Annotated in this window: 7 protein-coding genes; all 7 read left to right on the top strand. The window is 66.0% G+C overall.

What is annotated here, in order from left to right; genetic code table 11:
* Nucleotides 1-137 precede the first annotated feature (137 nt).
* The 7 genes from tagH to RFM52_RS26880 all read left to right on the top strand — a co-directional run bounded on the left by tagH (nt 138) and on the right by RFM52_RS26880 (nt 12914).
* Nucleotides 138-1217, top strand: coding sequence for a type VI secretion system-associated FHA domain protein TagH (gene tagH, locus RFM52_RS26910; protein ID WP_320298718.1), 1080 nt, complete (start codon nt 138-140; stop codon nt 1215-1217).
* A gap of 298 nt (nt 1218-1515) precedes the next feature.
* Nucleotides 1516-3048, top strand: a complete 1533-nt coding sequence (tssL, locus tag RFM52_RS26905) for a type VI secretion system protein TssL, long form (protein WP_320298717.1) — start codon at nt 1516-1518, stop codon at nt 3046-3048.
* On the top strand, nt 3048-6575 hold the full coding sequence (gene tssM / locus RFM52_RS26900) for a type VI secretion system membrane subunit TssM (RefSeq protein WP_320298716.1): 3528 nt from the start codon (nt 3048-3050) through the stop codon (nt 6573-6575). The genes tssL and tssM overlap by 1 nt, the downstream gene beginning before the upstream one ends.
* 117 nt (nt 6576-6692) lie before the next feature.
* On the top strand, nt 6693-7472 hold the full coding sequence (locus RFM52_RS26895; protein WP_320298715.1) for a PP2C family protein-serine/threonine phosphatase: 780 nt from the start codon (nt 6693-6695) through the stop codon (nt 7470-7472).
* Nucleotides 7469-9982 (top strand): serine/threonine-protein kinase, encoded by a 2514-nt coding sequence (locus RFM52_RS26890; protein ID WP_320298714.1) that lies wholly within the window; start codon nt 7469-7471, stop codon nt 9980-9982. Before RFM52_RS26895 ends, RFM52_RS26890 begins: the two co-directional genes overlap by 4 nt.
* Before the next feature lie 11 nt (nt 9983-9993).
* Complete coding sequence (locus tag RFM52_RS26885) at nt 9994-10488, top strand: DUF1036 domain-containing protein (RefSeq protein WP_320298713.1); 495 nt, start codon at nt 9994-9996, stop codon at nt 10486-10488.
* A complete protein-coding gene (locus RFM52_RS26880; RefSeq protein ID WP_320298712.1) occupies nt 10485-12914 on the top strand; it encodes a M23 family metallopeptidase in 2430 nt (809 codons plus the stop codon). The genes RFM52_RS26885 and RFM52_RS26880 overlap by 4 nt, the downstream gene beginning before the upstream one ends.
* Nucleotides 12915-13094 lie beyond the last annotated feature (180 nt).

Below are 13094 nucleotides of genomic sequence, written 5' to 3'. Positions count from 1 at the left end.
GTGTGAAACGTTCCTCTCCCGCTCCGCTTGCAAGCTGCTAGAATACCGAAGCAATTCCGAGAAGGCGCCTGGCGGCTTTCCACCCGGAATCGCACGTAAGATAAGCATTTGTTGACCAAGTTCGGCGACGCTTCCGGATGTTCATCTCTCTGCAGATCAGCAATGTCGACAAGTTGCCGGCCGGCACCGCCGCCAGCTATGCCGCCCGCGACCGCAGTTTCGAGATCGGCCGCGAGAATTGCGACTGGACGCTGTCCGACCCGGACAAGTTCATCTCGGGCCGACACTGCGAGGTCCGCTACCAGGCGGGTTCGTTCTGGCTCTACGACCTCTCGCGCAACGGCACTTTCGTCAACGGTTCGAACCAGCGCATGGCCGGGCCGCATCGGCTGGCCCAGGGCGACCGGCTGCTGATCGGCCGCTATGTCGTCGGCGTTTCGATCGAAGACGAACGGGCCGCGACAGGCCATGCGCAGACCAGGACCGGGTCGACACAACGCGAGCTGCCGCCCTCGACCGGCCGCCCGATGGATCCCGGCCATGAGCCATTCTTCAATCCGGCGGAGCAGCGCCTGATTGGGGCGGCGCCCGTCTCGACATCCTCGGCGCTGCAGCCCGGCCCGGCGGCCCCGGCCAATCGGCCGGCCGAAGCGGACGCGCTGTTGCGGGAGATCGCCAGGGCGGCGGGCATCGCGCCTGAATTGCTGCAATCGCGCGACCCGCACGACATCGCAGCAGAGATCGGCGCGGTGCTGAGGACCACGGTCGAGCAACTGTCGCTGCTGCTCAAGGCGCGCGCGGCGGCGAAGGTGCTCGCCAAAACCGCGAACCGCACGATGATCGGCGCCGAGGACAACAACCCGTTGAAATTCGTGCCGGGTACCGACGACATTCTGGAGATCATGTTCGCCAAGCGCAGGGCGGGCTATCTCGATGCAAAGCACAGTGTCGAGGATGCGTTCCGCGACCTGAAGGCACACGAAATCGCAACCTACGCCGCCATGCAGGCCGCGCTCTCCCGGCTGCTCGACGACCTGTCGCCGGAGGCGATCGCCAAGAAAATCCCGCCCGCGTCCTTCTCGTCCAGGAAAAGCCAGGCCTGGGATGCGCTTGTCGCGACCTGGCGGGCGATGGAGGACAAGCACGAAAACGGCATGCTGGATGTCTTCCTCGCCTATTTCGCCGAAGCCTACGCCAAGGCCGGCAAGCAGAAATAGCCGCACGGGCACGGTCCGCGCCGGCCGTATGTGACGGGTCTCATAGAAGAACCCGCTTCTTCGAGCATCTTGCTCTCCGATTTCAATCGGCGGCCCCGTTTCAATTGGGTATCCGGGCGACTAGAATGCGCAAGGAAGCTTGCCTGGCGGGCAAAGCGGCGTGGCTTGGGGCGTTTGCAGCAATGTCATGTTTCGGCGAGATGTGCCTTTCCATGCGGCCCGCCGCCGAAGCCCTGGCTGAGATGCGTTCCCGCGGTCGAAGGCATGCCTGTCGCGTTGCGACGGTGGGTCGTCGCCGATGAGCTCGAAGGACGATCCCTCCAAGCCGGCGGACAAAACCGTCATCCGTGCACCGCGGCCGAAGCAGAAGCCGCTTGCGGCTCCCGAGAGATCAAGTCCGGAAGCCGCGCGGCCTGCCCCATCGCCTGCCCGCGAAGCGACAGTTTTCGACCCCGGCGATGGCCGGCAGATCCCCACCGGCTGGTCGTCTGGAACCGTGCTCTTTCAGGCGCCAACTCCGGGAGCGGCCGCAAATGCGGCGCCGGGGTTGCAGCAGGATGCCCTTCTCAACGCCGCCGGCGGCGTCAACTACCCTGCGGCAAATCCGATCCTCGCCGCTGCGGCACCGCTGCTGATGCTCTTCGGCCAATTGCGGCTGATACCGGTTGAACGGCAAGCCGCACCCTTGGCGGAGCATATAGCCGAGACGATCGAGACCTTCGACCGCGCAATCGCAAAAGCCGGCATTGGCGAGGAAGACGCGCGGATCGCCAAATTCGCCCTTTGCGAAACCGCCGACGACCTCGTCGGCAACCTGCCCTGGCCAAGCAAGGACAGCTGGCTTCAGCACAGCCTGGTGGCCCGGTTCTTCCACAGCCAACCAACAGGCGCCGGCTTCTACGGAGCGCTGAACACGATCCTCGCCAAGCCGGAAGCGCATTACGACCTGCTCGAACTGATGCATGCCTGCCTGTCGCTGGGCTTCGAGGGCCAGTATCGGGGGCTGACGGGCGAACGAAACACGCTCGAGCGCGTCCGGCGCGACGTCTACGACACGCTGCGCTACTTCAAGCCACGCGCCAATGATGACATCTCGCCCAGTTGGCAAGGCATGGCGGCGGCGTTGCCGAAGCCAAGGGCGCGGCTGCCGCTCTGGGCGGTCGCGGCCGCCGCGGCGACGCTGGTGACAGCGGCCTTCTTCGGACTGCGGGTGCTGATCACCGACGAAGGTGACGCGACCGCCGGCGAATTGCTGGCGCTCAACCCGTCGACGCCCGTCACCATCGAGCGCGCCAGCGTGGCGGCGCCCGCCGAACCGGTGCAACCCAGCCCGCCGCAGCCCGCGGTTCCAGACACGACCCAGATCGATCGCATCCGCGCGGCACTTGCCAAGGAAATCGCCGGCGGCGGACTGAGCGTCGGCGAGAAGGGCGAATTCATCGTCGTCGAGATCAACAACCAGCTCTTGTTCGCGTCCGGCCAGGCGGAACTGAAGCCGCAGTTCCAGCCAATCGCGGCCGATATCGCCACGGCGCTCGATGCCGAACCCGGGTCGATCCGGATCGTCGGCCACACCGACAATGTGAAGCCGAAGAAGTCGAGCCAGTTCAAATCGAATTTCGACCTTTCCGTCGCCCGCGCCAAAGCCCTCCAGGCGATGGTGGCCGAGCAATTGAAAGACCCATCACGGCTGAGTGCCGACGGCAAGGGCGAGGACGAGCCGATCGCCGACAATGGGACGGCGGACGGCCGCGCCAAGAACCGCCGCGTCGACCTGATGATCCCCAAACAGGAGACCTTGCAGACCAGCGCGGCGGAGAACGGCGACTGATGCGCTGGATGCTGCGGATCTTCAGCTTGGCTGCGCTTGCCGGTTTCTCGGCGGCGGTCTGGTATGCCGGGCCGCTGATCCGCTTCGCCGATACGCACCCGCTCGGGCCCGTGTGGCTCAGGGCCACGATCATCGGCGTCACGGTTGCGGTGCTCGCGCTGTTCTACGGGGTCCGCTTCTGGCAGCGGCGCAAGGCGCAAAAGGCGCTCGAAACGGCCATCGTGCGCAGCGACGAGCGCAACGACGATTCACAAGTGCTCGAAGCGCGCATGGGTGAAGCGATCGCGACGCTGAAGCGGACGAGCGGCAAGCGCAATTTCCTCTATGACATTCCCTGGTACATCATCATCGGCCCGCCCGGCGCCGGCAAGACGACGGCGCTGGTCAATTCCGGGCTGAAGTTTCCGCTTGCAGGCTCCGGCAGCGCGCAGCCGGTGGCCGGCGTCGGCGGCACGCGGTCCTGCGACTGGTGGTTCACCGACGAGGCGGTGCTGATCGATACGGCCGGCCGCTACACGACGCAGGAATCGGATCGCGAGCGCGACAAGGCAAGCTGGCTCGCCTTCCTGCGATTGCTCAAGAAACAGCGCACCAGGCAACCGATCAATGGCGTGATCCTGGCCGTCAGCCTTGCAGATCTGGTCGGTTTCGACGACCGGCAGCTCGACGCGCATGTCACCGAGATCAGAAGCCGCCTGCGCGAATTGCACGAGACACTGAAGATCCAGTTCCCGGTCTATCTGCTCTTCACCAAGGCCGACCTCGTCTCCGGTTTCATGGACTTTTTCGGCGATTTCGATGAAGCGCGCCGGCGCAAGGTATGGGGCGTGACATTCCAGACCGCCGACCGCACCAAAAACATGGCCGGAGAGGCGCCGGCGGAATTCGACGGGCTGGCGAAGCGGCTCGCCGAAGAGGTCGCCGACCGCCTGCAGGAAGAGACCGACCCCGTAGTGCGCATCGCGCTGTTCGGCTTCCCGGCGCAGTTCAGTGCGCTGAAGAACCGGATAGCGCAGTTCGTCGGCAGCCTGTTCGATACCTCGCGGAGCCAGGTCAATGTCAGCCTGCGCGGGCTCTATTTCTCATCGGGCACCCAGGAAGGCACGCCCTTCGACCAGGTGCTCGGCGCGATCGGCCGCAGTTTCGGCAGTGCCTCGCAAGCGCATCTTTCCGGCGCCGGCAAGAGCTTCTTCCTGCATGATCTGCTGGCCAAAGTGATCTTCCCGGAATCGGGCTGGGTGTCGTTCGACCGGGCGGCCGAGCGGCGCGCCAGGCTCGCCAGGTTCGGTAGCCTGGCCGCGATCGCGCTGGCGGCGTTGGCGGCGCTCGGCGTATTGGGCCTCAGCTTCTTCGCCAACAAGCAGCTGATCGCCTCCACAAGGCAAGCCATGGCGCATTATCGCGACAGCGCCGATACGCTGCTCAAGGGCACGACGGTGACCGACGTCGACCTCGAAAACGTCATCGGTCCGCTCGACCAGTTGCGCAACCTGCCGGCCGGGTTCGAAAACGGCGACCAGGCAAGGCCGATCGAGGAGACCTTCGGGCTCAGCCAGCGCGAGAGGCTGCTGTCCGCCTCCAAGACCGCCTACCGGCAAGCGCTGGAGCGAACCTTCCGCTCGCGGCTGCTGGTGCAGGCGGAGCGGACGATCCAGGCAAGGATGGCCGACCCGGTGGCGCTCTACGAACCGCTCAAGATCTACCTGATGCTGGGCGGCAAGGCGCCGAAAGTCGATGACGAACTGGTCGTCTCCTGGATGAAACAGGACTGGGAAGAGAACCGCTACCCCGGCGAGAACAACCGCGAGGGCCGCGCACAGCTCGAAAGGCATCTGCGCGCCATGCTTGCCCTCGACGACGCCTATGATCCAACCTTCGAGCTCAACCAGCCGCTGGTGGAGGCCGCGCAGCGCTCGCTCGGACGCATGAGCCTCGCCGACCGCGCCTGGGCGCAGATCAAATCGGCGGTCTACGCGGCAAGGCTGCAGGATTTCTCCGTCGCCGCGAAAGCCGGTCCGGAAGCGCAGCTGTTGTTCGAGCGCGCGGACGGCAGCGAACTTGCCGATCTTCAGGTCCCAGGCCTTTACACGCGCGCCGGGTTCAATCGCTTCTTCCTGCCGCAGCTCTCGCGCATCGCGCAGATGCTCGTCGACGACCAATGGGTGCTCGGCGGCGGCGGCGAGCAGGGCGGCATCGACCAGGACCTGCCCAAGCTCGGTCCCGAGCTCATCGACCGGTACGGCAAGGAATTCGCCGCCGCCTGGAACGGCGTGCTCGACCAGCTGAAGCTCAAGGCGATGCTGAAGGACAAGCCGCAATATCTGGCGCTCTCCGCCCTCGCCGCGCCGGACTCGCCCCTCGACCAGCTCTTCACCGCAATCGCCGATGAAACCGCGTTGACGAAGGACAGCGCCGCCGAGGGCGATACCGGCACGGCGCAGCAGGACCCGGCCAGCATGGCGAAAGGCCTCGCCCGCATCGGCCTGCAGATCGCCGGCGGCAAGTCGCAGAGCCGCGCCGGCGCAAGCTCGGCCGTCGCGCAGAATGCCGGCGCGAGCGTCGAGGCGCAGTTCCGCTCGTTCCAGGCGCTGGTCGGCGGGGCAGCCGGTCGCCGGCCGCTCGATGCGCTGACGCAGAACTTCCACGACATCTTCCAGAGCCTGAAGCTCGCGGCCGATGTCCCCACGCAGACCGAGCGCGTCAACGCCAACCTGCAACTGCAGATCTCGACGTTGCGCGCCAATGTCTCGCGCCTGCCCAAGCCGCTGGCGCGCATGGTCAACGCGGCGGCGGACGAGCTCGAAGGCAATGTCGCGGAAACCTCTGTCGCCAACCTCAACCAGACCCTCGACCAGACGGTGACGCGCGCCTGCGAGGCGGCCGTCAATGGCCGCTATCCCTTCACCCGCGAGGGCACCGACGAGATCTCGATGGCGGATTTCACCAAGCTGTTCGCGCCGGGCGGCCTGATGGACCGCTTCTTCGCGCAGAACCTTGCACCGCTGATCGACATGACCGGCCAGGAATGGGCCTGGAAGCAGGATGCGCGTTCCAGCAAGGACCTTGCAAAATCGACCTTGAAGGCGTTCCAGTCGGCGGCGGAGATCCGCAGCGCCTTTTTCCCCTCCGGCGGCTCGGTGCCCTCGGTCTCGATCACTATCACGCCGGCGTCGCTGAACAGCGAGGTCGACAGCGCCGTGCTCGACGTCGACGGTCAGACGGTCCAGAGCGCGCAGGCCGGCAACGCGCCGAGCATCGTGACATGGCCGAGCGGCGCCGCTTCCGGATCAGCGAGCCTCAGCCTCGTGCCGGAAATGCCTGGACGCGAGTCCGCGCTCAAATTCGAAGGGCCGTGGGCGTTGAAGCGGCTGTTCGACAAGGCGACCATCACGGGCGACGGCGCCAACACGGAAGCCCGCTTCGTGATCGGCGGACGCGATGTCGCCTATACGATCCAGACCGGCTCGGGCGCCAATCCGTTGCTGCTGCCGGCCTTGTCCGGCTTCAGCTGTCCGAAGGCGTTCTGAGATGACCGGATCGAGCCTTCATTTCGGTACTCTAATGTACACGCTTATGGCAGAGTGGCCTGGGCACGCGGCCCGTGGCTGGTCACAGAGGACGCTCGTGAAGCGCTTGGTGGCAAATTGAGCACTGTCGCCCTCCCCATCGAAAGCTTCGGCGTGAGCCACCAGGGCTGCGTGCGCGATCACAACGAGGACAACTACCTCATTGAACCGCAGACCGGGCTCTGGGTGGTGGCCGACGGGATGGGCGGGCACGAGGCCGGCGAAGTCGCCTCGGCCAGCATCGTCGATCACCTGGCGACGATCGGCATTGCGAGTTCGGCGCCGGATCTTCGCGCCCGCTTCGAGGACCGGCTCAGCCGCGCCAATGCGGAGATCCGCGACATATCGCGCTCGCGCGGCATCACCATCGGCTCCACTTTCGCGGCGCTGCTTGCCATGGATGGACGGTTCGCCTGCCTGTGGGCCGGCGACAGCCGCATCTATCTCGTCCGCAACGGCTCGATCTTCCAGGTTTCGAAGGATCATACCGAGGTGCAGGAATTGCTCGACCGCGGCATGATCAGCGCGGAGGAAGCGCGCACCTGGCCGCGCCGCAACGTGATCACGCATGCGGTCGGCGTCAACGATGAGCTCGAGATCGACTTTCAGCAAGGCGAGCTGATGGCGGGCGATGTTTTCGTCCTCGGCACCGACGGACTGACCGCGCATGTCAGCGACGCCGAGATCGAGGCCGCGGTCAGGTCCGCTACGCCGCGGACGGCATGCCAGACCCTCCTGGATACCGTGCTTGAGCGCGGCGGAACCGACAATGTAACCATCGTACTCGTGAAGATCGGCGGCGGGCATAGCGGCGCGCAGCATTCGGATCGCTCCGGAGCGGAGGCCCTGGCCAGATGAGCGACGACGACAAGACGCGCATATCGACTGGTGTCACCTATACCGGGGTCGGCACGCAGCTCAGCGGCATCTACGAGCTCGATGAGAGGATCGCCTCCGGCGGCATGGGCGAAGTCTATCGCGGCCACAACATCCAGACCGGCGACCATGTGGCGATCAAGATCGTGCTGCCCGAATTCGCCCGCGACCAGACGATCCTGTCGCTGTTCCGCAAGGAAGCGTCGATCCTCAACCATCTGTCGCATGATGCGGTGGTGCGCTACCACGTCTTCACCATCGATACGGGAATCGGCCGCCCCTATCTTGCGATGGAGTTCGTGGACGGCCAATCGCTGTTCGACGTCATGCGGCGCGGGCCGATGCAGGGAGAGGACGTGCGCCGGCTTTGCCATCGCCTCGCCTCGGGGCTTAGTGCCGTGCACCAGGCCGGCGCGGTGCACCGCGACCTCTCGCCGGACAACATCATCCTGCCCGGCGGCCGGGTCGAGCGGGCCAAGATCATCGATTTCGGCATCGCCCGGTCGGCCACCGTCGGCGGCGAAACGCTGATCGGCGGGAAATTTGCCGGCAAATACAACTACGTCTCGCCGGAACAACTCGGCCTCTATGGCGGCGAGGTCAGCGAGCAATCCGATATCTATAGCCTCGGGCTGGTGCTGGCCGCGGCGCTGCGCGGAAAGCCGCTCGACATGAGCGGCTCGCAATATGAGGTCATCGAGAAACGCCGGACCGTGCCGGACCTGTCGGATATCGATCCCGACTTCCATGAACTGATCTCGGCCATGCTGCAGCCGGATCCGCGCGACCGACCGGCCAGCATGGCCGAGATCGCCAGGGCGACGCGCGGCGAGGACCTCGAGGCGACATTGCCGCCGCCGGTGCCGTTCGGCGCGCGCGACCGCTCCGGCCTGCCGCGCGCCGGCTGGACAGCGACGCCGGACTCCAAACCGCCGCCACCGGCGCCTCCCGGCGAACCGCGCTTCGTCGAGCATGTGCGCCCCGCATACCTGTCGGAGCCAAAGCCCGCGCCGGCTGCCGCTCCGTCCAGCGCGCCCGCACCGGCTGCGCCCAAAAAGGCTTCGCGGATGCCCGCCATCGCCGGAGGGGTCGCGGCGCTCGCCGTCCTGGCTGGAGGCGGCGTCTATTTCAGCGGCGTCCTGGCGCCGTCGCCGGTGACGGAAACATCGAAGCCGCTGACGCCGAAGCCGGTCGCGGAAGCCACCAAACCAGTGGCGGAAGCACAGCAACCGGAGGCGCCGAAACCCCAGCCAACGGCCACGCCTCAGCCGAAACCGCCGAAACCTGACACGGCGAAGCCACCAGCCCAACCCGACGCGGAGGCCAAGACGCCCGTCAAGCAGCCGGCCTCGCCAGCCACCCAGCCGCAGAGCGAGGCCAACAGCCAGGCGCATCTCCCACCGGTCGAGATCAAACCCGTGCAACCCCCGGCGCAACAGTCGCCGACGCCTGCGCCGGCTCCCGCACCGGAGGCGGTGGAAAGCCCGAAGCCGACGCAGCCTGCAAGCGAGCCGGCGGCCAAGACGCCGGAACCGAGCCAGGCGGCTGAGAAAAAGCCGGCGCAGGAGGCAAGTCCGCCGGCGGCCAAGCCCAGCGTGAAAGACCTCGTGGACATGCTTTCCAAGCTGCCCAAGCCGAACGCCTCCCCGCCCCCCGCTACGGAAAACCGGGCACAAGCGCAGCCGACCACTCTGCCGCCCGAGCCGAAGGCACAGACCCCGACAGCCAGCCCGCCGGAAACGCAGACGGCTCCGACAGCGCAGCAACCGCAACCGCCGGCGACCAAGCAGCCGGGTAACACCGACGTAGTCATCAATGTGCCCAAGCCGGCGCTTCCGTCAGCGGATGACAATATGGCCAAGTGGAACGACCAGCGCTCGTGGGTGCGCGATTTCAGCGGCGGCAATTGTTTTTATGCGAACGTGACATCGGGCCCCGGTGGCGCCCCGACGATCGAGGGATACGGAACCGCGGTCCAGCCCTTCGAACAATTGCTCAACGATTTCCAGACGCGGTTCCATATCGAGCCGGATATCAGCGTGCGCCTCATCACCCTGTCCCAGTGCGGAGTGCCCACGTTCCTGCGCTTCCTCGACCGGAGCTCGGCCGCGAAGCCGCAGCTTGTGCTGGACCGGACATCCATCCCGGACGGCTCGCCGGTCAGCGGCGCGCTGTATACGGGCGGGGGGCTCGTCTCGAACGTCATGCTGATCGACCACAAGGGCGTCGCCTTCAACCTCGACGACCGCATGGTGCCACAAACCGACAAGGTGACCTTCAACATCCCGATCGGCCTCGCCGCCGCGGACAAGGCGGCCGGCAAGGCGGTGCCGCAGATCATGCTGGTGATCACCGGGCCCAAGGACATCCAGGCCGCCATGTTCTCCAGGCCGACGCCGGCCTCGGAGCTTTTGCCAAAAATCCTCGAGGAGATCGAGGCCAATGGATCGCAGTTCTCCGCCACGGCCACGTATTTCCGGCTTGGCGGATAGCATGAACGCCGATGGATCTTCGTCGCTCGCGTTCTCTGTACCAGCCCTCGCCACGCAAGCAGCGTAGCCGGCTCCGATTGCTGTTGCCGGGCCGCGTGACGCTTGCCACGCTGCTCGGCGCGGCGCTGCTCTCGATCTTTTCGCCCGGCAGAGCGCGTGCCGAATTCACCGTCTGCAACCAGACGCTCGACGTCGTCAATCTCGCGGTGGGACAGAAGGTCGACAATGCCGACCAGACGGACGGCTGGTGGACGATCGGCGCCAACCAGTGCGTCAACGTCATCCGCGAGGAGCTGACCAACCGCTACATCTATCTCTACGCGACGGATGTCTTCGGCCATGCGATCCTCAACGGGTCGACCGAGATGTGCATCGACCGGAGGCGCTTCTCGATCCGCGGCATCGAGGAGTGCTGGCAGCGCGGCCATATCGCGGCGCGCTTCGTCGAGGTCGACACGCTCGAGCAAGTGCGCTGGACCTATTTCCTGACCGGAAACAGCCCTTGACGCACTCGATCGACACGAGCTTCAAGGCAAAGAAGCAGGCGCGCCAGGCCGAGCGCCGGCGCAAGCTCTGGCGCCGGGCCCTTGCCGGCCTTGCCACGCTCGCCGTCGTCGCTTTAGCCACCGGCTTCTATCTGACCAGGGACTACTGGTCGTTCGGCGACGAGGATGAAGAGCTGCATCCGGTCGAGGGCATGGAAGACGTGCCGCCCGACGCCTCGGTCTATGTGCCGGCGATCATCGATCTCGCCGGCGATCCGATGTGGATCACGCTGGCGCCCGATGCCGACACCGCGACGAAGGGCACGACCGTCGCGCGCCCGGCCGAGCTCGACAGTTCCGGGGCCTCGCCGCAGATCGAAATCCTCACCGACGTGATGCTGAGCGCCAGCGAGAAGTTCATGACGACGATCCCGTCGACGCAAGAGGATTTCGCCTTCTTCCAGGCGCAGCGGCAGGCCTCTCCGAAACCTTCGGCAACGGCGCCGGAAGGTGAGCAACCGCTCCCGCCGGCTCCGGCCGCAGCGCCCGACGATCAACAGGGCGACCTGGAGAACGACCTCCAGGCAGCGCCGGACGAGAGCGACGCCGGTTCAGCGCCCAAGGCCGACGCCGACGACCCGGAGGCCGGCTGGGGCGAGACCATCGACCAGGGCGAAGCAGCACTCCCGGCTTTCAAGAAAACCGCAATCGAGAACAACACGACTGTCGCGACCGTCGCCAGCGAATATCAGCGCTTCGAGGCGACCGAGGACACTTTCGTGAAGATCCTCAATGACCGCAGCCTGGACAGCGTGGCGCTCGACGCGCATTTCTCCGCCGACGACGCGAAGCTGGCAGGCGAAGCGCTGAAGGCACTGTTCAACCGCGACGGGCTGGAGTCCGGCTTTGTCGTGGCCATGCGTGGGTTCCGGCCGAACCGCGAGACGACGACCATGTCGCTGATGCAGGTCTCCATCTACGCGAGAAACGTCTATGTCGGCACGCTGACGCGCAATGCGGCCGGCGCCTTCGTGTCGGGCGTCGACCCCTGGGTCCGCGAGGACCTCTTCAACTATTCGGGCGCCTCGGACCAGGGCGGGCCCAAGCGTCAGTACCGGCTGCTCGACGCGATCTATTCGACGGCGGCGCGCAACAAGGTGCCGACCAGCGTCATCGGCGAGGCGATCATGTATCTGTCGCGAGGACAGGACCTCGACGCCTTCGCCAGCGAGGACCAGCGCTTGGTGCTGATCTACTCGCAAACGCCGCGCGGCCAGGGCGAAATCTCCGGGCGGGTGCTCTATGTCGGCGTCCACGGCGCGGACAAGAGCCTCGACTGCTTCGTCTTCCAGCAGAGCGACGGCCAGTATGCCTGCGTGACCGGCGACGACCAGGTGCACTCGCTGACCGTCACCAACGGCATGGTCACGCCGGTCGCCGGGGTGATGACCTCGACTTTCGGCCCGCGCAAGCATCCGATCCTCGGCACGGTTCGAATCCACAAAGGCGTCGACTGGGCGGCGCCGGTCGGCACGCCGATCATGGCTGCCTTCGACGGCGAAATCTCGTTCCAGGGCGATGGCGGCAGCTACGGCAATCTGGTGAAGATCACGCATGCCAATGGCCGCGAGACGCGCTACGCGCATATGCAGAAATTCGCCATCGCCAGCGGCGTCGGCACCAAGGTGAAGGCCGGCGACGTCATCGGCTATATCGGCACCACGGGGCTTTCGACCGGCCCGCATTTGCATTTCGAGCTCTACCAGAATGGCGAGGCGATCGACCCGCTGGGGACGGTCACCACGGTCGCCACCGCCGTGTCAGTCAGTTCCGGTGGCTCCGGCGATGCCGCGGTCGAGACGCTGACCGAGCGGATCGTGCATGTCGAAAGCGGCGGCAGCTCTCGCGCCAAGAACCCGCTTTCCTCGGCAACCGGCGCCGGCCAGTTCATTTCCAAGACCTGGATCCGGATGATGAACACGTATCGGCCCGACCTTGCCCGCTCGCTGTCGACCGCCGACCTTTTGGCGCTTCGCTACGACGCGACGCTGTCGCGCGAAATGGTGCGCAACCTGGCGCGCGAGGGGGAAGCCTATCTGCGCGCCCGCGGCCACCAGATCACCGCCGGCCGCCTCTATCTTTGCCATTTCCTCGGCATGGAAGGGGCGCACCAGGTGCTGGCGGCGCCGGGTTCGTCGCAATTGAGCGCCGTTCTTGGGTCGGCCGTCATCCAGGCCAATCCGTTCCTGACCGGCAAGACCGCGAGCTACGTCGTCGACTGGGCTGAGCGGAAGATGGGACAGAAAGTGCCGCGCGTGGTGACCGACCAGAGCCAGCCGACGACAACCACGACCGAGGTCCGGCAGACCTCCCCGGAATTTGAGAAGTACAAGCAGGCGATCACCGCGCTGATAGGCTCTATCCAGGATACGCTGGAGCCTGGTTAGTTCCTCAACACAGAAGTTTTGACCGGTTGGCTATGTGTGCGTTGGCATGCCTTGGCGATTGGCCGAGATGCCTATCGCGGTCGTCATCCACGGGCGGAGCAAGGAGCGCAGCGACGCGCGCAGACCCGAGGATCCATGCCGTGACTTGGAAGCGCCGCGGCGGTCCAGAAATTCTGCACC

Source organism: Mesorhizobium humile, assembly GCF_033977215.1.
Classification (GTDB): Bacteria; Pseudomonadota; Alphaproteobacteria; order Rhizobiales; family Rhizobiaceae; genus Mesorhizobium; species Mesorhizobium humile.
Note: the sequence above shows the minus strand (reverse complement) of the source record. Positions and strands in the feature narration are given on the sequence as shown.

What these genes read in the sequence shown, in the direction of transcription:
- tagH (WP_320298718.1), top strand. Translation starts at nt 138, where the DNA reads ATGTTCATCTCTCTGCAGATCAGCAATGTCGACAAGTTGCCGGCCGGC.
- tssL (WP_320298717.1), top strand. Translation starts at nt 1,516, where the DNA reads ATGAGCTCGAAGGACGATCCCTCCAAGCCGGCGGACAAAACCGTCATC.
- tssM (WP_320298716.1), top strand. Translation starts at nt 3,048, where the DNA reads ATGCGCTGGATGCTGCGGATCTTCAGCTTGGCTGCGCTTGCCGGTTTC.
- RFM52_RS26890 (WP_320298714.1), top strand. Translation starts at nt 7,469, where the DNA reads ATGAGCGACGACGACAAGACGCGCATATCGACTGGTGTCACCTATACC.
- RFM52_RS26885 (WP_320298713.1), top strand. Translation starts at nt 9,994, where the DNA reads ATGGATCTTCGTCGCTCGCGTTCTCTGTACCAGCCCTCGCCACGCAAG.